The organism is Streptomyces sp. NPDC048523, assembly GCF_043199815.1.
Lineage (GTDB): Bacteria > Actinomycetota > Actinomycetes > Streptomycetales > Streptomycetaceae > Streptomyces.
Genome location: NZ_JBICWQ010000004.1, coordinates 575,448 through 595,282 on the forward strand (window position 1 = coordinate 575,448; position 19,835 = coordinate 595,282).

Here is a 19,835-nt window from a genome sequence, read left to right on the forward strand (position 1 = left end):
GGCGTCTGCTGTCCAGCATGACCCCAAGCCGGGACTACAACGCCTTCCCGGGGTTGAGAATGCCCCGCGGGTCGAACACCTCCTTGATCCGTCGCTGCAACGCGTGGGCGGCGGGCCCGAGTTCCTCGGCCACCCACTGCCGCTTGAGCACCCCCACCCCGTGCTCGCCGGTCAGCGTCCCGCCGAGCCGAAGCGCCAGCGCGAAGATCTCGCCGGCCGCCTCCCACGCGGCGTCCGGCAGCCGGTCCAGGGACCGGTCGACGACGATGATCGGATGCAGGTTCCCGTCCGCCGCGTGCGCGATGGTGAACACGGGCACGTCGTGCCGGGCCGAGATCGCCCGGATCTCCCGCACCGCCTCGGCGAGCCGGGAGCGCGGCACCGCGATGTCCTCGATCAGCGGGCGGCCCAGCCGCTCCAGCGCGGGCAGCGCGAGACGGCGGGCGGACAGCAGGGCCTCCGCCTCGGCCGGGTCCTCGGTCACCTCCACCGTCGAGGCGAGCGGCCCCAGCAGCCGGGCGACCGCGGCCGCCTCGGCCGCCGCGCCCGCACCGTCGCACTGCACCACGAGCAGCGCGGCGCCCCGCTCCCGGAGCGCGGGGTCGACGGCGTGCAGCACGGGCCCGTCGACGAGCTCGGCCAGGGCGGGTTCGACCCCGGCCCGAGCGAGGGTGTACGACGCCTCGGCCGCCGCTTCGAAGGAGGCGAAGTACGCGGCGATCGTGGCCGTGGCGACCGGAACGGGTCTGAGCCGCAGGGTCGCCGAGGTGATCACCGCGAGCGTGCCCTCCGAGCCGGTCAGCAGCGCGGTGAGGTCGTAGCCGGTGACCCCCTTGACGGTACGGCGACCGGTGCTGATCACCGTCCCGTCGGCCAGCACCGCCTCCAGGCCCAGCACGCTGTCCCGGGTCACCCCGTACTTCGCGCATCTGAGGCCGCCGGCGTTGGTCGCGATGTTCCCGCCGATCGTGGACAGAGCCGCACTCGCCGGGTCCGGCGCGTACCGCAGGCCGTGCGCGCCCGCCGCCCGGTCCAACTCGGCGGTGATGACGCCCGGTTCGACGACGGCGAGCTGGTCGTCGGCCGACAGGTCGAGGATGCGGTTCATCCGGGACAGGTCCAGGACGAGAACGCCGTCGCCCGCGGTCGCCCCGCCCGACAGGCCGGTGCCCGCCCCGCGCGGCACCACCGGCACCCCGAGGGCGTGCGCGTGCCGCAGCGTGACGGTGACGTCCTCGGTGCGCCGGGCGTGCACGACCGCGAGGGGTTCGCCGCCCGGTGCCGTCCCGGATCGGTCGGTGGCGTGGGCGGCGAGCACGTCCGGGTCGGTGGTCAGCCGGTCGGGCGGCAGATCGCGGGCGAGCAGGCCCAGGAACTGCGCGGACACGGTGGTTTCCGGTGCTGCTGTCACGGGTTCAGTGCCTTCGTTCCGATCGCGAGCAGGGAGATGTCCTCCTGGGGCGCGTGCACGGGTGCGCACTGGATGTCCCGGAAGTGCCGCTCCAACGGGTTGCCCCGGGACAGGCCCGGGTTCCCCAGCAGCCGTACGGCGAGCTCCACGGCCCGCACCCCGTGCCGGTCGGCCAGCACCCGGGCGCCCAGGGCCTGTTCGGGGGTGTACGTCGGGTCGTCGGCGTCCAGCTTCGCGGCACCGTCGAACACCAGTTGCTCGGCGGCGGCGAGGAGGACCTCGATCTCCCCGGCCGTGCGGCGGAAGCGTTCCGTACGGGCCACCGGATGACCGAGGTTGGCGGGCACCCGCGCGTGGGCGAAGGTGTGGAAGAACGCCTGCGCGGCCCGCGCCACACCCAAGTACAGGGCGGCAAGGGGGAGATGGAGGGCGGCGCCCGCCCGGTTGTCCTGTTCGGCGGCCGGTCCGTGCGGCGCGAGCCCGATCACGTGCTCGTACGGCACCTCGGCGTCCCGGAAGGTCACATCGTGGCTGCCGCTGGCCCGCAGCCCCAACTGGTCCCAGCGGCCGGTGATCTCGACACCGGGCGAGTCACCGGGCACCAGGAAGGTGCCCACCCGCGGCTCCTCCTCGTCCGTGGTCGCCCACACCAGGAACCAGTCGAGCCCCTCGGCCCCCGTCACGAACCGCTTGGTGCCGCTGACCGCCCACCCGTCGGCGGTGCGCCTGGCCCGGGTCGCGGGCAGCCCGCCCCGCGCGGGGGAGCCCAGATCGGGCTCCACGCGCGCGTGGTTGAGTAGCACGGGACGCGCGAACGACTCCTTGACCACCCGCGCGTACAACTCCTCGGGCCAGTGCGGCCGTACGGCCTGACGGGCGTGGCCCGCGAGCGTCATTGCCGCGATCAGGGCGACGGACGGGTCGCCCCGGCCCAGCAAGTGCAGGATGCGCGCGCTCTCCTCGACGCCCGCGCCCCGGCCGCCGTACCGCTCGCCGATGGTGGCGGTGAGCAGGCCCGCCTCGTGGGCGACGCGCAGGGATTCGGCGGGGAAGACGGCCGATCGGTCGTACTGCGCGGCCAGTTCGGCGATGCGCTCGGTCACAGCGCCTTCTTCAGGTCGGCGTCGAGGGCGGTGGTCCAGAACGACTTCACGTCCAAGTGCTCCTTCAGTGCTCCGAGTTCGGTGAACGCGTCGGCGACCTTCTGCTGCGAGGCGATGGTGTCGGCGCCCACCGTGCGGGCCTGGGTCGGGCGTTGTGCCTGGGCGTCCGTGAGGTCCTTCTTCGCCTGGGCGAGTGGCTGGTGGGTGGCGTCGGCGGTGACCTTCGCGAAGCCGTCGAGGTGCCCGTCGCGGACGTACGCGTAGGCCTTGGTGATCCGTGCGATCAGATCGGCCGCGGCCGCCTTCTGGGCCGGGCTCTTCAGCACGCTGTCCCGCGCCGACCAGAGGAAGTTGCCGGACAGGATGTCCTTGCCCGAGCCGACGGTGGTGGCGCCCTGCTGGTGGGCGGTGATGATCGAGGTGCCGTAGGAGGCGAAGGCGTCGATGCCGCCGCCGTTGAGGGCGGCCAGGCCGTCGTTGGGCAGCAGCGGCTTGGCGTCGATGTCGGACCACTTCAGGCCGGCCTGCTTGAGCAGCTCGTACAGGAAGTAGTGGGCGGTGGTGTTCTGGACGTAGCCGACCTTCTTGCCCTTCAGACCGGCGATGTCGGTGACCGCGGAGCCCTTGGGGACGACGACCTCTTGGTTGAGGGTCGCGCCCTTCTGCACGGCGACGACCTTGAAGTTGGGGCTGCCGTCGGCGGCGGCGAAAATCGGCGGGATCTCACTGGAGGAGGCGAGGTCCAGGGCCCCTGCCCGGATGGCCTGAAGCTGCTTGTCCCCGCCCTGGAAGAGGTTCCACTTGACTTTGTACGGGGTATCGTCGAGGTGGGCGTACTTCAGCACCGCCTCCTCGACCTTCCAGCCCGTGGCACCCACGGTGAGGGTGACGGTGGGGGACTCGGCCTGGGCGGCGCCCCCGCAGGCCGCCGCGAAGGGCAGCAGCAGGGCGAGGGCGGCGGCGGACGTGCGCAGAGAACGGCGGAACAACACGGGGTCTCCATCAGGCTGCGTGGGCGCCGACGGCGCGGTGGGCGAGTTCCTGCCGGACCAGCGGCAGGACGTGACGGGCGTAGTCGATGGCGTCGTTGAGCGGGTCGTAGCCGCGGATAGAGAGCAGGTCGCAGCCGATGTCGACGTAGTCGAGGAGGGCCTTCGCCACCGTCTCCGGGGAGCCGACCAGCGCGGTGGAGGCGCCGGCCGCGTTGGTGGCGACCGCGGGCGCGGTCCACAGGCAGCGGTCGTGGACCTCGCCCCGCTCGGCGATGTCGAGCAGCCGCTGCGAACCGACGTTGTCCGGGCGGCCGGCGGTGCGGTAGTGACGCAGCGACCCGGTGCTCGCGGCCTGGTCCTTGAGCACCCCGAGCGTGCGGTGCGCCTTCTCCCAGGCCAGCTCGTCGGTGGGCGCGATGATCGGGCGGAAGGACACCCAGATACGGGGACGGGGACGGCCGGCCGCGTCCGCGACCGCGTTCACGGCGGCGATCTGCTCGGCGGTCTCCTTCAGCGGCTCGCCCCACAGGCCGAAGATGTCGCCCTGCTGCCCGCCGACCCGGTAGGCGTCCTGCGAGGAGCCGCCGACCGAGACCGGGATCAGCCCGTTCACGGGCTTCACGTCCGAGTAGTAGCCCTCGAACCTGAAGTACTTGCCCTCGTGCGACACCGGTCCGTCGGCCTGCCACACCTTCCGCAGGATCTGGATGTACTCGTCCGAACGCTCGTACCGCTCGGTCTTGCCCAGGTAGTCGCCCTCGCGGCGCTGCTCCTCGTCACTGCCCCCGGAGATGATGTGCAGCGCGAGCCGGCCGTTGCTGATCCGGTCCAGGGTCGCCAGGGCGCGGGCCGCGTGAGTAGGGAAGATCACGCCCGGCCGGTGCGCCAGGATCGGGCTGACGCGTTCGGTGTGGGTGGCGACGAACTGGGCGACCTGGAAGGCGTCCGGCGAGGCGGAGTGGTAGGCGACCAGGGTGTGGTCGAAGCTGCCGTCGTCCAGGGCGCGGGCGTACTTGCGCAGGTAGACCGGATCGAAGCCGGCACGGCTCGCGGCGGCGGGACCCGAGGCCCCGGAGTCGGTGTGGACGGCACTGATGAACTCGACAGGCATGGAGAACTCCCGTGTCGTGAGGGTTACTTGAGAAGAGACGTGTCGGCAGACTTCGCCACGTCGACGTTCGGCTCCAGGACCCCGATGCCGTTCATGAGGTCGGCCACGCCCTGGACGGTCCGGTTCACGTCGTCCGTGATCGGCAGGACCTTGCCGTACGCCGCCGAGGCCAGCGTCTTCGCCACGGAGGCGTCGGCACCGTTGCGCTCCTGGATCGCCTTCGCGTAGGCCTCCTGGTGGGTGCTGGTCCACTGCAGGGCCGTACCGAGGCGCTTGAGGAAATCGGCCAGCGCGGCCTTCTTGGCCGAGTTGGCGAGGGCGTCGTCGGAGGCATTGATGAACCCGATGCCGCTGACCCGGCCGCCCGCACCGTCGACCAGGAGCTTGCCGCCCTGCTCCAGACCGACGGCCTGGTAGACCCCGAAGGTGGCCCAGGCCTTGATCTTCCCGGAGGCGAAGGCGGCCTGGGCGTCGGTCGGCAGCAGGTACTGCACGTGGACGTCCTGGTAACTGAGGCCGTTCTGCTTGAGCGCGTTGGCCAGCAAATACTCCGCGATACTGCCCTTGGCCGAGGACACCACGACCTTCTGGCCCTTGAGGTCCTTCACACTGTCGATGCCGGAGCCCTTGCGGACGACGATGCCGACATGCTTGCCGTCGTTCTGGAGCGCGGCCACGTTCTTGACGCGCACCCCGCCGCTGAGCGCCTGGAGCGCCGGCAGGTCCGCCGAGTAGCCGGTGTCGGCGGCACCCGCCTGCACGGCCTGGTAGAGCGGGGCGGCGCCCTCGAACTCGGCCCACTTCACCTTGTAGTCGGCGCCCTTGAGGGCGTCGGAGGCGGCGACGATGGTCTGGAGGGTCTTGGCCTGGTCGCCGATGGTGAGGGTGACCTGCTTCGAGGACGAGGCCTCCGCGGAGGAGTCCGCGCCACAGGCGGTCAGCGTCAGCAGTGCGGAGAAGCCGAGCGCGGCAGCGGCGATTCTGCGGATCACGAGGGGGTTCCTTCCAGGGTGCGGGTCACGCCGAGCCAGTTCAGGAGGCGGGCGCGCAGGGTCACGAACTCGGGGGCGGTCAGGTCACGGGGGCGGGGCAGGTCGACGGTGAGCTCGTGGGCGATGCGGCCCTCGTCCATCACCAGGACACGGTCGGCGAGCAGCAGTGCCTCCTCGACGTCATGGGTGACCAGGAGGATCGCGCAGCCGTGCCGCTTCCACAGCTCGGCCACCAACTGCTGCACCCGGCCCCGGGTCAGGGCGTCGAGGGCGCCGAACGGCTCGTCCAGGAGCAGCAGTTCGGGCTCGCGGACCAGGGCGCGGGCCAGGGAGACCCGCTGGGCCTGGCCGCCGGAGAGCGTCTTGGGCCAGACGGTCGCGCGGTCCGCGATGCCGACCTCGTCCAGCGCCTTGTCGGCGAGCGCCCGGTCCGGGCGGCCCGGCAGGCCGAGGACCACGTTGCGCCACACCTTCAGCCAGGGCAGCAGCCGCGGGGACTGGAAGGCGGCACTGCGCCGTGCGGGCACGGTCACCTCGCCGCCGATCTCCTCGTCGAGACCGGCGAGGATCCTCAGCAGCGTCGACTTGCCGCAGCCGCTGTGCCCTAGCAGGGCCACGAACTCGCCCTCACGGATGTCGAGATCGAGCTCGTGCAAGACCGTGTTGCCGTCGAAGGCCCGCGAAAGGCCCCGTATCTCCACGCTGTTGGCCATGAGACTCACGCCCCGCCCTCGAAGTTGGCCCGCCAGGTCAGCAGGCGGCGCGAAAGGATCCGTACGGCGAAGTCGCAGGCGAGCCCGAGCAGCGCGTACACGACGAGGCACAGCACGATGACGTCCGTGCGGAAGTACTGCTGGGCGTTGCTCATCAGATAGCCGAGTCCCGCGTCCGCGTTGATCTGCTCGGCGAAGACCAGCGCCAGCCAGGCGGTGGACAGGGCGTACCGGAGCCCCACGAGGGCGCCGGGCAGCGCGCTCGGCAGGATCACGTACGTGATGAGACCGAGCCTGCCGAGGCCCATCATCCGTGCGGCCTCGACGAGTTGGGAATCGGTGGAGCGGATGCCGCCGTAGATGTTGAAGTACAGCGGGTAGGTCACCCCGAGTGCGACCAGGGCGATCTTCGGGGTCTCCTCGATGCCGAACCAGACGATGAACAGCGGGATCAGACCGACCCAGGGAATCGCGCGGAACATGCCCATGGAGGAGTCGATGACGTCCTCGCCGAGCCGGAACAGCCCGGCCAGCAGGGACAGTCCCAGGGCGACCGTCCCTCCGATCAGGAAGCCGGTGGCGGCCCGGCGGCCCGACGCGGCGATGGCGTCGGGGAGTTCACCGTTCCTGGTCAACTCGACGGCCTGCTTGATCACGTCGACCGGGGAGGCGAGTACGGACTCGGGCAGGACTCCGGTGGCCGAGGTCAGGAACCACAGGAGGACCAGTCCCACGGGGCCGGCGGCCCGGCGCACTGAGCGGGGGAGCGTGAAGCGGCGGTCGCTCCTGGTGACGCCGCGAATGGTGACCCGGGTGGAGGGCGGGGGCGTCTCCAGGGCGGGCAGTTCCAGCGGTTTCGTCGTCATGGCCGGCCTCCCGTCGCCGCCGGGCGGCCGGGATCCGCCGACCAGGCGGACCAGGAGCCGGGGAAGAGGGCGGCCTCGAATCCGGCGATCTCCAGCGCGGCGATCTGATGGGCTGCAGTGACACCCGAGCCGCAGTACACGCCGATGCGGTCCGCGGCACCGGCGCCGCGTTCCTCGAACCGCTTGCGCAGTTCCTCAGCCGGCAGGAAGGTCCCGTCCGCCGCGAGGTTCTCACCGGTCGGCGCCGAGACCGCGCCCGGGATGTGGCCCGCCCGAGGGTCGACCGGCTCCACCTCACCGCGATACCGCTCGCCCGCCCTCGCGTCCAACAGCAGTCCGGAGACGGCGAGTTCGGCGGCTCCGTCCGCGTCGACGACGGGAAGCGCACCCGCCCGCAGGACGACGTCACCCGGCGGCGGACCGGTGGGCGGTCCCGACTCCAGGGGCAGCCCGGCCGCACGCCAGGCGCCGAGGGCGCCGTCGAGCAAGGTCACCCGGCTCAGGCCCGCGTAACGCAGCAGCCACCAGGCGCGGGCGGCCGCCGTGTTGCCCGAGTCGTCGTAGATGACGACCGGTTGGTCCTGCCGGATGCCCCAGCGGTGAGCCGCCTCCTGGAGGTCCTCGATCGCGGGCAGGGGATGCCTGCCGCCCTCGGGGCTCGGGGCGGAGGCCAGTTCGGTGTCCAGGTCGACGTACACCGCGCCCGGGATGTGTCCTTCGGCGTGGTGCGCGCGTCCGTGCGGATCGCCCAGCGCCCAGCGGACGTCGAGCAGAACCGGGGGAGTGTCGGAGGCGAGCAGCTCGCGGAGCTCCGCGACGGTGGTCGTGACGGTCATGCCCGCTCCTCGGCGATCAGCGGCAGCTCGGGGGACAGGCGCAGCCGCTCCAGGAAGAGGACGACCGTGGCGGCGGCGGTGCGGTGCAGGGCGTCGTTGAGGACGTCGTGCCGGCCCCCGTGGAAGACCACGGTCCGCGCGTCGCCGTAGACGCTCAGTGCCTGATCGAGCGGGCTGACCACGTCGTCCTCGCCGTGCAGGGCCAGGACGGGGACGGTGACCCGGTCGAGGCGCGGTGCGGGCAACTCCGGGACGGAGGCGAGCGCGCCGCGCCGGAAGTCCGGGTCGTTCGTCAGACGCCCCTGGTGGGTCGGGCAGGCGGTGCGGGCCTCGGCCTCTACCTCCCAACTGCCCCCACTCCAGGGCGAGGTGGGAAGGCCGGCCAGGATCAGGGCGTCGACGTCCCCGGCCCGCTCGGCGGCCAGCCGGCCGGCGTACAGCGCACCGGTGTCCGATCCGACCAGCACCTTCGGGCCGGGCAGCGACTCGTCGGCGAGCAGTTTGGCCGCCTCGTCGAGCACGGACGGATCGGCGGACGCGTCACCGAGGGCGCGGACCCGGTAGGCGTCGAAGGCGAGCCGGCGGCCGAACCGCTCGTACACACCGCCGTGTTCGCCCCGGCCGGCCAGCACGATCAGCGTGCCGCGCGCGGCGAGACCTTCGGGTTCGTCCCAGGAGGAGGGTGAGGGCATGAGGGGGCAACTCCCTTGAGAAGGCAGGGAAAAGGAGGCAGAGGGAAAAGCAGACGGGGAGAGCTGTCACGTGTCAGCGCGGCAATGCGACGGAAGGAATGCGTGATCAGTTCAGCGGTGAGCGGGCACCGCGGGGAAGGTCAGCGACAGCGCGCGCTGCACGCCACGCCGAAGTCGATGACTCGGCGCTGCGTCAGAAAGGCAGCAGAAGCGGTCGTGTGCATGCGCCCATCATGACCGGCCGTGACGGATCGCGTCCAACGACGATTCCGCATCGAAACCGATCAGCAATCGAGATCGATCGCGTCGAGCGGTTAGTGTCGCGGCATGCCCCAGCCCGTCCTGGACCTCGTAGCCCTGCGCAGTCTGACCGCGATAGCCGACTGCGGGGGCTTCCACCGCGCCGCCCAGGTCCTCGCCCTGAGCCAGTCCGCGGTCAGCCAGCACGTCCGCAAGCTGGAGAAGACCCTGGGGCGTCCCGTCGTCGAGCGCGAGGGACGCGGCACCCGATTCACCCCCGAGGGGCGCCTGCTGCTCGAACAGGCCCGCAGGATCCTCGCCGTCCACGACGAGGCCGTACGCACACTCCTCGGTGCCGAAGGCGACGTCGTGACCATCGGCTCCACGGAGCACGCCGCCGACCAGTTCCTGCCCCGGCTGACCGCCGCCGTCCAGGAGGTGCGCCCCGGCTGCCGCGTCCGCTTCCGCATCGACCGCTCCGCCCGGCTCGTGGAGGCCGTGGAGCGCGGCAGCGTCGATGTCGCGGTGTACGTCACCGAGGCCGCCGCGACCGAGGGCACCCGGGTGGGCGGGCTCCCGCTGACCTGGCACGCCATGCCCGGCTGGGAGCCGCCGCAGGCTCCCGCGCCGGTGCCGCTGGTGGCCATCGAGGACCCGTGCGCGATCCGGCGCCGGGCGATCGCGACGCTGGCCGCGCGCGGGGTTCCCGCCGCGGTCGTCGGGGACGCGGGCTATCTCGCGGGGGTCCTGGACATCGCCCGCACTGGGCAGGGAGTGGCACTGCTGGCGGCGGTCGGACCCGCGCCCGACGGGCTGACCCCGTACGAGGGCCTGCCCGAGGTCACCCCGATCCCCATGAGCGCGCTCGCCCGCCCGGGCGCGGACCCGGCGACCGTCGAGGCCGCGTTCGCCGCCGTACGGGAGTTGCTGGCGTAGACCGGGCCATCCGGCGGGGACGGCCTGCTAGTCGTGGAGCATTTCCGCCAGCACACCACGCTGCAGCGGCAGCACCTCGGCGTGCAGGTCACGGCCCTTGCGGGTGAGGGACACCCACACGCCCCGCCGGTCCTCCGCGCACATGGACCGCTCCACCAGGCCGTCCTTCTCCAGGCGGCCGATCAGCCGGGACAGCGCGCTCTGGCTCAGATGCACCCGCCCGACGAGGTTCTGCACCCGGCACTGGTCGCCCTCCCGGGGCGACTCGGTGGCGAGGATGTCGAGCACCTCGAAATCGCTCGCGCCCAGCCCGTAGGGGTGCAGCGCGCGGTCGATCTCGCACATCGTGCGCGCGTGCACCGACAGGATGTCCCGCCACCGCTGCTCGAGGCCGGTCGAGACCGTGTTCACCGCCATACATGCACGGTAACACCGATCCGCTCATTGTTGCCTGTGCAACTACTGCGTATGCAACTAAGTCTCAGGCCTGCGGGTCCTGGGTGATCCCCACCAGGTTGCCGTCCGCGTCCTTGACGAAGGCGATCAGCTTGCCGCCGCCGACGTCCTGGACGTCCTGCAGCGTCTCGGCCCCGGCCGCCACCAGCGCCGCGAGCGTCGCCCGGATGTCGTCGACGTGCCAGTACGGCACCGGGCCGGTCATGCCCCTGGCGTGCCCGTTCGGGTCGAGGCCGACGTCCTGCCCCGCGTCCTTGAAGCCGACGTAGTACGGCTCGTCCGCATACGGCTCCACGCCCAGCAGTGCGCTGAACAGGGCTTTCGCGGCGGCCAGGTCCTTGACGGGGTAGATGATCGTTTTGAGGCCGGCAGTCATGGTGTGCTCCTCGTGTGGTGTCCCCGACGGGTCTGTGTCGGTGGTTTCACGCTAGGCCGGGGGAGGGGAGAGGCGCTTCTCCGATCCTGACCAGTCACGTCACGTCACGTCTCGGCCGCGGCGGCCTGCCGGAGCAGCGCGGAATGTCGTACGGCGGCCTCCATGCCCGTCGTGCGGCCGACGCGCCCATGACCGGGCGACAGGGGACGGCCGACACTTTCCTCGGCCGCCTGCGCACTGTCCTCGCGGACCGCAGCATGCAGGGCTACTGCGCCGGCGCCGGTGCTTCCCGCACCGACCGAGCCCTACCGGGTTCTGGCGGAGTCACGCCCCGTTGTCGCCCCGGTAGGACGTATCACCCCCGTAGGACGTACCGCCCCCGCCCGGGCCGACCCGTGAGAGCGTGCTCGCGCGTGCCGATCTGATCGTCGTGCCTCGGGCTGCCCGCGCCGTTGCCCGGCAGCCTCTCCGCCCGCGCCGCTGACCGAGTGGTGTGCCCCGTCCCGACCCTCACTCCCGGCTCACGTCGACTCGCGTCGCACCAGCTCCGTGGGCAGGATCACCGCCGACGGATCCTCGCCGCCCAGCTGGGCCAGCAGCACCCGCACCATCTCGGCGCTGATGCGGTCGTAGGGCTGGCGGATCGTGGTGAGGGCAGGGGTGGCCTCCGTGGCCGCGATGGAGTCGTCGAAACCGCCCACGGCCACGTCCTCGGGGATCCGGCGGCCCGCCCGGCGCAGGGCTGTCAGGGCGCCGAGCGCCATGAGGTCGGAGGCGACGAACACGGCGTCCAGGTCCGGGGCCTGGGCCAGCAGCCGCTCGGCGCCCGCCTCTCCGGCGGCCCGGCTGTAGTCACCGGAGACGACGAGCCGCTCGTCGATCTCGACACCCGCCTCCGTCAGCACCTCCTTGTAGCCGGCGAGACGGTCGACGCCGCCGGGCGAGTCCAGCGGCCCGGTCACGATGCCGATCCGGCGGCGGCCCAGCGACAGCAGATGGCGCACCATGTCACGGGCGCCGTCGCGGTCGTCCGCCGCCACGTAGCTCACCTTCGAGCCGGACCTCATCGGCTTGCCGCACTGCACGACGGGCACGCCCGCCTTGTGCAGTTCCTCGGCGACCGGGTCGGCGGAGTGGCTGGTCACCAGCAGGACGCCGTCGAGGTGGCCCGCCGTGATGAACCGCTTGATCCGGCGCCGCTCGTCCTCGGTCCCCGCCAGCATCAGCAGCAGCGGGATGTCGTGCGCGGCCAGCGCCTGGGTGCAGCCGCGCAGCAGCACGTTGAAGTTGGGGTCCTCGAAGAACCGCTCCTGGGGCTCCGTGAGCAGGAAGCCCACCGAGTCGGAGCGGCCGGTGATCAGCGAGCGGGCGTGCCGGTTGACGACGTACCCCGTCTTGCGGATGGCGGCGTTGACCGCCTCCAGCGCGGGAGGGCTGACGTAGTGTCCGCCGTTGAGCACGCGCGAGACCGTGCCCCGCGAGACCCCGGCCTCGCGGGCCACGTCGTGGATCGTCGGTGGCTTGCGCCGGCCCCCCGCATTGTTCATGGTCAAGACTCTAAGGCTCTCCGGGGCGAGGAGGGGCGTTCGTACGGCGGGACGGTTCCCGAGGACTGCGAACAGACTGGGATCGTGCACAGGAATGGCCCACGTAAGGCACTTGGCAAGCTTTGCCTCTATGCGGTTATCTTGGGGCGCACGCTGTAGGAGCCGTGTGTGCACGTTCCCACCTACTCGAAACGGGAGAGAGTCATGCCGGAGACCACCCCCAGGGGCCTCACCAGGCTTGCCTTCGGCGGGGACTACAACCCGGAGCAGTGGCCCGAGAGTGTCTGGGACGAGGACGTCCGGCTGATGCGCGAGGCCGGGGTGACCATGGTCAGCGTGGGGATCTTCTCCTGGGCGCTCCTGGAGCCGGAACCGGGTGTGTACGACTTCGGCTGGCTGGACCGGATCCTCGGCCTGCTGCACGAGAACGGCGTCCGCGTCGACCTCGGCACGCCCACCGTCGTCCCGCCCGCCTGGTTCTACCGCGCCCACCCCGACGCGCTGCCCGTCACGGCCGACGGCACCCGCCTCGCGTTCGGCTCCCGCGGCGCCATCTGCCACAGCAACAGCGCCTACCGCGCGGCCGCCGCGAACATCACCACCCGGCTCGCCGAGCGGTACGCCGACCATCCGGCCCTCGCGATGTGGCACGTGCACAACGAGTACGGCGTCCCCGTCTCCGCCTGCTACTGCGAGTCCTGCGCCGCCCACTTCCGCCGCTGGCTGGAGACGACGTACGGCGGGGTCGACGGCGTCAACGAGGCATGGGGCACCGCCTTCTGGGGCCAGCGCTATACGAGCGTCGAGCAGATCGACCCGCCGCGCACCGCGGCCACCGTCGGCAACCCCGGCCAGGCGCTGGACTACAAGCGCTTCGCCGACGCGACCATGCGCGAGAACTTCCGTATGGAGAGGGACATCCTGCACCGGCTCTCCCCGGGCGTCCCGGTCACCACCAACTTCATGACCGCGCTCAGCCAGTGCGACTCCGTCGACTACTGGGCCTGGGGCCGCGAGGTGGACATCGTCACCAACGACCACTACCTCATCACCGACGGCCGCCGCACCCACGTCAACCTCGCCATGGCCGCCGACCTCACCCGCTCGGTCGCGGGCGGTGCCCCCTGGATCCTGCTCGAGCACTCCACCTCGGGCGTCAACTGGCAGCCCCGCAACCCCGCCAAGGCGCCCGGTCAGATGGCCCGCAACTCCCTGGCGCACGTGGCCCGCGGCTCCGAGGGCGCCATGTTCTTCCAGTGGCGCCAGTCCCGGCGCGGCGCCGAGAAGTTCCACTCGTCGATGGTCCCGCACGGCGGCACCGACACACGCGTGTGGCGCGAGGTCGTCGAACTGGGCGCTTCTCTGGACTCGTTGAGCACCATCCGCGGTACTCGCACTCAGGCGGACGTGGCCGTCCTGTGGGACTGGCACTCCTGGTGGGCACAGAACCTCGACTGGCGCCCCAGCGAGGACCACGACGCCCGCGAGCGCGCCGACGCCTTCTACGAGGCCCTCTACGACCGCCACCTCACGGTCGACTTCGCCCACCCGGAAGCCGACTTGTCGGCTTATCCCCTTGTCGTCGTCCCTGCCTTGTACCTGATGACGGAGACCGCGGGGAACAACCTCAAGAAGTACGTCGCGAACGGCGGCACCCTCGTCGTGTCGTACTTCTCCGGCATCGTCGACGAGTACGACGCCGTCCACGCGGGCGCGTACCCGGGCGCGCTCAGGGACGTCCTGGGCCTGACCGTGGAGGAGTTCTCGCCGCTGCTGCCGGACCAGCTGGTCCGCATCACCGGCCCCGACGGCTCCGAGCTCACCGGCGACGTGTGGACCGAGTTCGTGGTGCCGCGCGGGGCCGAGACCGTGTGGACGTACGCCGACGGCCTGGCCGCCGGCCACCCCGCCGTCACCCGGCACCGGCACGGCGAGGGCACCGCCTGGTACGTCTCCACGCGCCTGGCCGCCCAGGGCCTGGACGCGCTGCTCGGCTGGGCCGCCGAGGACGCCCAGCTCCCCTCGCGCGCCGACCTGCCCCACGACGTCGAGGTGGTCCGGCGGAACGGAGAGACCGGTTCCTACGTCTTCGTGATCAACCACACCGCGTCGGAGGCCAAGGTGCCCCTGGACGCGGCGGGCACCGAACTGCTGACCGGCGAACGTGCCGCGGGCCGACTCGCCGTCCCGGCGGGCGCCGTGCGGGTCGTACGACTCGACGGCTGAACCGACTCCCCTCCGCCCGCGAGACCACGAGCCGCGGGCGGAGGGGGCCTCACCTCCGGACCCCCTTCACGGCCTCCGGCCCGGCCCCGGGTACGCGCGAACGGCCTTCTGTCACAGGGGAGTTCGATCGATCTCGGACAAGCTCGGCGACTCCGGGACAGGGCGGCTTCTCCTGCGGGACAGTGGACACACGCAGAAGGAGGGGCGGAGGGGACGAGATGCTGAGGACTCCGGCCAACCACAGGCGCCTGGACATCCTTGAGTGGCTGAAGGATCCCGCCGCGCACTTCCCGCCGCAGCGGCACGGCGATCCCGCCCAGGACGGAGTCACCGCGCACGCGGTAGCGGCCAAGCTCGGCGTGTCCCGCTCGGTCGCGCAGACCCATCTCGGCCTCCTCGTGGACATCGGTCTGCTGCGCACCAGGAGAATCCGGTGGCGTACGTACTACCGGCGCGACGAGATGCGCAGCGCCGAGGTGGCCCGGATGTTCGAGAAGGGCTGGTAGCGGCCGCACCGGTGGTGCCTGCTTGCGCATGGTCACCAGCGTCTGCGAGGCCCTGTGGGGGCCGGCCGTCGTGGAGTGACCCCGGCGGCGCCCCGGCGTTACCCTGGTCCTCGGTCGCGATCACCCTCGCGACACCGGCGGTGGGGCCCGCCGTACCCGAACCGCGGCGAAGGCGCCGCCAACGGTCCCTACTTGCGAGGGAACGTGCCCGTACGCCCGGGCCCCGGCGAGTAGGAGAGCACGACGATGACAGCCCCGGAGAGCGTGCGAGCCCCCGCCAGAGCCCCACGCCGCTCCCTCCTGCAGGGCCAGGCACCCATTGTCGCGGTGGTCGCGCTCGGTGGCGCCCTGGGCGCCACGGCCCGGTACGCCCTCGCCCTGCACTGGCCCACCCCGCCCGGCGGATTCCCCTGGGCGACGTTCTGGACCAACGTCGTCGGTTGTGCCGTCATCGGCGTGTTCATGGTGGTCATCACCGACGTGTGGGCCGCCCACCGCCTGGTCCGCCCCTTCTTCGGCACCGGCGTCCTCGGCGGCTTCACCACCTTCTCGACCTACGCCGTCGACATCCAGAAACTCGTCGACCACGGCCGGCCCGGCACCGGCCTGGCCTACCTCGCCGCGACCCTGCTCGCGGCCCTCACAGCGGTGTGGCTCGCGTCCACGGCGGCCCGCCGCGTCCTGAAGTGGAGGCAGCCATGACAAGGCTGACCGGCAACGCCCTGCGCCTGACCGTCCACATCGGCGAGAACGACACCTGGCACCACAAGCCCCTCTACGCCGAGATCGTGCACCGCGCCCACGCCGCCGGTCTCGCCGGGGCCAGTGTCTTCCGCGGTATCGAGGGCTTCGGCGCCTCCTCCCGCATCCACACCTCCCGGCTGCTCTCCCTCAGCGAGGACCTGCCGGTGGCCGTCGTCATCGTCGACACCGAGCCACGCGTGCGTGAGTTTCTGCCGCAGCTCGACGAGCTCGTCACCGAGGGCCTGGTGACCCTCGACGCGTGCGAGGTCATCCGGTACGTCGGCCGCGACGCGAACCAGGACGAGACCCAGGGCAAAGCGGGCATGAAGGGTAAGAAGTCGTTGTGAACTGGCTACTGGTCGTCGCGGGTGCCATGGCCGGCGCCCCGCTGCGCTATCTCACCGACCGCGCGGTGCAGTCACGGCACGACTCGGTCTTCCCCTGGGGCACCTTCGCCGTCAACGTCACGGGCTGTCTGATCCTCGGCCTGCTCACCGGCGCGGTGACGGCGGGGGCTGCCGGATCCCACCTCCAGCTGTTGCTGGGCACCGGCCTGTGCGGGGCGCTGACGACGTACTCGACGTTCTCGTACGAGACGCTGCGGCTGACGGAGACCGGGGCACGCTTCTATGCCGCCGCCAACGTGGTGGCGAGCGTGGTGGCGGGGCTGGGGGCGGCGTTCGCGGGGGTGGCGCTGGCGGATGTGGTGTGGGCGTAGCGAATCCGTTCTCGCCCGCGTGTAGTAAGACTGTGGGCTCCGCACCTGCCTTCCCCTGAGAAGAACTGGATCCCATGAGCGTCATCAGCGTCGGTCAGGCCGTCGTCCTCGGAGCCGTCGAGGGGGTGACCGAGTTCCTGCCCGTATCGTCCACCGGTCATCTGAAGATCGTCGAGGGGCTGATGAACATCCCCGTCGACGACGACGCCGTCGTCGGGTTCTCGGCCGTCATCCAGGTCGGCGCGATCGCCGCCGTGCTCGTGTACTTCTTCAAGGACATCGTGCGGATCGTCTCCGCGTGGGGGAGAGGGCTGGTCAACAAGGAGGAGCGGTACCACCACGACTACAAGTTCGCCTGGTGGGTGATCGCCGCGACCATCCCGATCGTCATCGTCGGCCTCGCCGCCAAGCCGCTCATCGAGGGGCCGCTCGCCTCCCTGTGGGTGGTCGCGGGCTCCCTGATCGTCGGCAGCGGTGTGATGTGGGCGGCGGACCAGATGGGCCGGCACAAGCGCGGTGAGGACGACACCTCGTTCAAGGACGCGATGCTGGTCGGCAGTTCGCAGATCCTCGCACTGCTCTTCCCCGGCTTCTCCCGCTCCGGCGCCACCATGTCCACGGCGCTCATCCTGGACCTCGACCGCGTGGCCGCCACCCGCCTCTCCTTCTTCCTCGGCATCCCCGCCCTCACCGGCGCCGGCATCTACGAGCTCAAGGACGCCCTGGGCGCGGGCGTGGGCGCGGCCCCGCTCGCCGTCGGCACGGCCGTCTCCTTCGTCGTCGCGTACGGCTCCATCGCCTGGCTGCTGAAGTTCGTGGCCAAGCACTCCTTCAACGCCTTCGTGATCTACCGCATCATCGTGGGCCTGCTCCTCTTCGGCCTGCTCACGACCGGGGCCCTCGACAGCTGAGCGCTGCGGGGGTGCGGGGCGGCGACGGCCAGGGGGCCGGGGTGCCGACCGTCACTGGTTGCGGTGTGCGGGCACGACCCCGTCGTGGGACCGAGGTAGTGGCCGTCACGGGGTGCGGGGTGCGGGGTGCGGGGTGCGCACGACCGTCGCGGCACCGAAGAAGTGGCCGTCACGGGTGTGACGCGCCCCCGGGTTGCCCGCACCCCTTCAGTCACCCCCCTTGACAGCACCCTCCCGTCGCCCGGAGTATCACTCACGTGAACCTGTCAGACAGCCGGACAGCCAGTCAGCCTCCGCGGCGCATCAGTGCCATGGAGGCGGTGCTGGCGCATCTGCGTGGCGCCATCGAGCGCGGGGAGTACGCCATCGGCGACAAGCTCCCCTCCGAGGCGGAGCTCTGCCGCACCCTGGAGATCAGCCGGCCCGTCCTGCGCGAGGCCCTCAGGGCCCTGCAGACCATGGGCCTGACGGTCTCCAAGACCGGCAAGGGCACCTTCGTCGTGGCCAACGCGGTGGAGGACCCCACCTTCGGCGACTACGCGGCCAGCGACCTCCTGGAGGTGCGCCGCCACGTCGAGATCCCGGTCGCCGGGTACGCGGCCCTGCGCCGGACCCCGGAGAACCTCGACCACCTGGCCCACCTCCTGGACCGGATGGAACGGGAGACCGACACCACGGCGTGGGTCGCGATGGACACCCTCTTCCATCTCGCCGTGGCCGAGGCCGCTCAGAACCCGGTGTTCCGCCGGGTCATCGAGGAGATCCGGGACGCACTGGCGCGTCAGTCGGCCTTCCTCAACGAACTGGGCGGCCGCCGGGAACAGTCCAACCGCGAACACCGCGCGATCGTCGAGGCGCTGATCGACGGTTCCGAGCACGACGCGGTAGAGGCGATGTCCCACCATCTCGACCGCGTCGAGACCACCCTCACCGACATCGTGCGTTCCCCGACCACGGGCACGAACACCTCCACGGAAGGCGAGTCCCAGGCGTGAGCGAGCAGTCCCTGCACGACGGCGTGCAGAAACGTTCCGGCCATGTCGACGCCGGAGACCAGGGCTACAGCAAGTCCCTCAAGTCACGGCACGTCAACATGATCGCCATCGGCGGGGCGATCGGCACCGGCCTCTTCCTCGGCGCCGGCGGCCGCCTCGCCGACGCCGGCCCCTCCCTGTTCATCGCCTACGCGGTCTGCGGAGTCTTCGCCTTCCTCGTCGTCCGCGCCCTCGGCGAACTCGTCCTGTACCGCCCGTCCTCCGGCGCCTTCGTGTCGTACGCCCGGGAGTTCCTCGGCGAGAAGGGCGCCTACGTCGCCGGCTGGATGTACTTCCTCAACTGGGCCACCACCGGCATCGCCGACATCACCGCCGTCGCCCTCTACACGCACTACTGGGGCATGTTCTCCGACATCCCGCAGTGGGTGATCGCCCTCGTCGCGCTCGCGGTCGTCCTCACCGTCAACCTCATCTTGGTGCGGATGTTCGGCGAGCTGGAGTTCTGGTTCGCCATCATCAAGGTGGGCGCGCTCGTGGCGTTCATGCTGATCGGCGTCTTCCTGCTGGCCACCCGGCACCCGATCGACGGCCACCACCCCGGCCCGTCCCTGATCACCGGCAACGGCGGCGTCTTCCCCAACGGCCTGCTGCCCATGCTGCTGATCATCCAGGGTGTCGTCTTCGCCTACGCCTCCGTCGAACTGGTCGGCGTCGCCGCGGGCGAGACCGAGAACCCCGAGAAGATCATGCCCAAGGCGATCAACTCGATCATGTGGCGCGTCGGCGTCTTCTACGTCGGCTCGGTCCTCCTGCTGTCGATGCTGCTGCCCTGGAACAAGTACACGGGCGGCGAGAGCCCCTTCGTGACCGTCCTGTCGAACATCGGCATCCCGGCGGCCGGCGGCGTGATGAACCTCGTCGTCCTCACCGCGGCCATGTCCTCGCTCAACTCCGGCCTGTATTCCACCGGCCGCATCCTGCGCTCCATGGCGATGTCGGGCTCCGCCCCGAAGTTCACCGGTGTGATGAGCCGCAGCCAGGTCCCCTACGGCGGCATCCTGCTCACCAGCGGTATGTGCGTCCTCGGTGTCGGCCTCAACTACGTGGTCCCCGCCGACGCGTTCGAGATCGTGCTGAACTTCGCCGCCATCGGCATCCTCGCCACCTGGGGCATGATCATGGTCTGTCACCTGCTCTTCTGGCAGAAGACCGAGAAGGGCGATCTGACCCGCCCCGGCTACCGACTGCCGGGATCCCCCTGGACCGAACTCGTGACGCTGGCCTTCCTCGCCTCCGTCCTGGTCCTCATGTACGCCGACGGCGGCGCCGGCCGCACCACCGTGCTGTGCCTCCCGCTGATCGTCGCCGCCCTGGTCGCGGGCTGGTTCGCCGTCCGCGGCAGGGTGTCCCGTACCTCCACCGAGAGCGAATCGACAAGCGCGTGACCGCACGCGCGCAATCCGA

21 protein-coding genes are annotated in these 19,835 nt (G+C 71.2%); 9 read left to right on the forward strand and 12 right to left on the reverse strand.

The genetic code is table 11. The annotated features are described in order from the left end of the window. Positions 1–34: 34 nt before the first annotated feature. From ACGFWE_RS23395 to ACGFWE_RS23435, 9 genes are read right to left on the reverse strand one after another with little or no spacing between them, the layout of a single operon-like run. On the reverse strand, positions 35–1,411 hold the full coding sequence (locus ACGFWE_RS23395; RefSeq protein WP_393601435.1) for an FAD-binding oxidoreductase: 1,377 nt from the start codon (positions 1,409–1,411) through the stop codon (positions 35–37). Continuing rightward, complete coding sequence (locus ACGFWE_RS23400; RefSeq protein ID WP_393601437.1) at positions 1,408–2,514, reverse strand: acyl-CoA dehydrogenase family protein; 1,107 nt, start codon at positions 2,512–2,514, stop codon at positions 1,408–1,410. The genes ACGFWE_RS23395 and ACGFWE_RS23400 overlap by 4 nt, the downstream gene beginning before the upstream one ends. After that, on the reverse strand, positions 2,511–3,506 hold the full coding sequence (locus tag ACGFWE_RS23405) for an ABC transporter substrate-binding protein (protein ID WP_393601439.1): 996 nt from the start codon (positions 3,504–3,506) through the stop codon (positions 2,511–2,513). The genes ACGFWE_RS23400 and ACGFWE_RS23405 overlap by 4 nt, the downstream gene beginning before the upstream one ends. A 10-nt stretch (positions 3,507–3,516) precedes the next feature. Then, complete coding sequence (locus ACGFWE_RS23410; RefSeq protein ID WP_393601441.1) at positions 3,517–4,617, reverse strand: LLM class flavin-dependent oxidoreductase; 1,101 nt, start codon at positions 4,615–4,617, stop codon at positions 3,517–3,519. A 23-nt stretch (positions 4,618–4,640) separates the two neighbouring features. Continuing rightward, positions 4,641–5,609 (reverse strand): aliphatic sulfonate ABC transporter substrate-binding protein, encoded by a 969-nt coding sequence (locus tag ACGFWE_RS23415; RefSeq protein WP_393601443.1) that lies wholly within the window; start codon positions 5,607–5,609, stop codon positions 4,641–4,643. Beyond that, entirely contained in the window at positions 5,606–6,322 is a 717-nt protein-coding gene (locus tag ACGFWE_RS23420; protein ID WP_389993357.1) for an ABC transporter ATP-binding protein, read from the reverse strand. The genes ACGFWE_RS23415 and ACGFWE_RS23420 overlap by 4 nt, the downstream gene beginning before the upstream one ends. A 5-nt stretch (positions 6,323–6,327) precedes the next feature. Beyond that, positions 6,328–7,188: an ABC transporter permease gene (locus tag ACGFWE_RS23425; RefSeq protein ID WP_352386232.1), complete on the reverse strand. Its 861-nt coding sequence runs from the start codon at positions 7,186–7,188 to the stop codon at positions 6,328–6,330. Continuing rightward, a complete protein-coding gene (locus tag ACGFWE_RS23430) occupies positions 7,185–8,024 on the reverse strand; it encodes a sulfurtransferase (protein WP_393601445.1) in 840 nt (279 codons plus the stop codon). The genes ACGFWE_RS23425 and ACGFWE_RS23430 overlap by 4 nt, the downstream gene beginning before the upstream one ends. Next, positions 8,021–8,716 (reverse strand): alpha/beta hydrolase, encoded by a 696-nt coding sequence (locus ACGFWE_RS23435; RefSeq protein ID WP_393601447.1) that lies wholly within the window; start codon positions 8,714–8,716, stop codon positions 8,021–8,023. Before ACGFWE_RS23435 ends, ACGFWE_RS23430 begins: the two co-directional genes overlap by 4 nt. 327 nt (positions 8,717–9,043) lie before the next feature. Here ACGFWE_RS23435 and ACGFWE_RS23440 point away from each other — a divergent pair, with 327 nt between their 5' ends. After that, positions 9,044–9,892, forward strand: coding sequence for a LysR family transcriptional regulator (locus ACGFWE_RS23440; protein ID WP_352386226.1), 849 nt, complete (start codon positions 9,044–9,046; stop codon positions 9,890–9,892). Positions 9,893–9,919: 27 nt separating this feature from the next. Here ACGFWE_RS23440 and ACGFWE_RS23445 read toward each other — a convergent pair whose 3' ends face one another. The 3 genes from ACGFWE_RS23445 to ACGFWE_RS23455 all read right to left on the reverse strand — a co-directional run bounded on the left by ACGFWE_RS23445 (position 9,920) and on the right by ACGFWE_RS23455 (position 12,277). Beyond that, entirely contained in the window at positions 9,920–10,309 is a 390-nt protein-coding gene (locus ACGFWE_RS23445; protein WP_352386224.1) for a MarR family transcriptional regulator, read from the reverse strand. Positions 10,310–10,373: 64 nt separating this feature from the next. Then, complete coding sequence (locus ACGFWE_RS23450; RefSeq protein WP_007380018.1) at positions 10,374–10,724, reverse strand: VOC family protein; 351 nt, start codon at positions 10,722–10,724, stop codon at positions 10,374–10,376. Positions 10,725–11,245: 521 nt separating this feature from the next. After that, on the reverse strand, positions 11,246–12,277 hold the full coding sequence (locus ACGFWE_RS23455; RefSeq protein WP_352386222.1) for a LacI family DNA-binding transcriptional regulator: 1,032 nt from the start codon (positions 12,275–12,277) through the stop codon (positions 11,246–11,248). Between the two features lie 198 nt (positions 12,278–12,475). Between ACGFWE_RS23455 and ACGFWE_RS23460 the strand changes: the two genes are divergently transcribed. The 8 genes from ACGFWE_RS23460 to ACGFWE_RS23495 all read left to right on the forward strand — a co-directional run bounded on the left by ACGFWE_RS23460 (position 12,476) and on the right by ACGFWE_RS23495 (position 19,816). Next, positions 12,476–14,497, forward strand: a complete 2,022-nt coding sequence (locus ACGFWE_RS23460) for a beta-galactosidase (RefSeq protein ID WP_393601450.1) — start codon at positions 12,476–12,478, stop codon at positions 14,495–14,497. A gap of 218 nt (positions 14,498–14,715) precedes the next feature. Further along, positions 14,716–15,003, forward strand: coding sequence for a winged helix-turn-helix domain-containing protein (locus tag ACGFWE_RS23465; protein WP_352386218.1), 288 nt, complete (start codon positions 14,716–14,718; stop codon positions 15,001–15,003). Positions 15,004–15,249: 246 nt separating this feature from the next. Continuing rightward, on the forward strand, positions 15,250–15,705 hold the full coding sequence (crcB, locus tag ACGFWE_RS23470; RefSeq protein WP_352386217.1) for a fluoride efflux transporter CrcB: 456 nt from the start codon (positions 15,250–15,252) through the stop codon (positions 15,703–15,705). Then, entirely contained in the window at positions 15,702–16,094 is a 393-nt protein-coding gene (locus ACGFWE_RS23475; protein ID WP_393601452.1) for a DUF190 domain-containing protein, read from the forward strand. Before crcB (ACGFWE_RS23470) ends, ACGFWE_RS23475 begins: the two co-directional genes overlap by 4 nt. Next, entirely contained in the window at positions 16,091–16,465 is a 375-nt protein-coding gene (gene crcB / locus ACGFWE_RS23480; protein ID WP_352386213.1) for a fluoride efflux transporter CrcB, read from the forward strand. The genes ACGFWE_RS23475 and crcB (ACGFWE_RS23480) overlap by 4 nt, the downstream gene beginning before the upstream one ends. Positions 16,466–16,539: 74 nt before the next feature. Further along, complete coding sequence (locus ACGFWE_RS23485) at positions 16,540–17,376, forward strand: undecaprenyl-diphosphate phosphatase (RefSeq protein ID WP_393601454.1); 837 nt, start codon at positions 16,540–16,542, stop codon at positions 17,374–17,376. 311 nt (positions 17,377–17,687) lie between these two features. After that, on the forward strand, positions 17,688–18,371 hold the full coding sequence (locus ACGFWE_RS23490) for a FadR/GntR family transcriptional regulator (RefSeq protein WP_352387094.1): 684 nt from the start codon (positions 17,688–17,690) through the stop codon (positions 18,369–18,371). Further along, positions 18,368–19,816 carry an amino acid permease gene (locus ACGFWE_RS23495; RefSeq protein WP_393601456.1) on the forward strand — a complete coding sequence of 483 codons (1,449 nt, stop codon included), beginning with the start codon at positions 18,368–18,370 and terminating at the stop codon, positions 19,814–19,816. The genes ACGFWE_RS23490 and ACGFWE_RS23495 overlap by 4 nt, the downstream gene beginning before the upstream one ends. Positions 19,817–19,835: the final 19 nt, after the last annotated feature.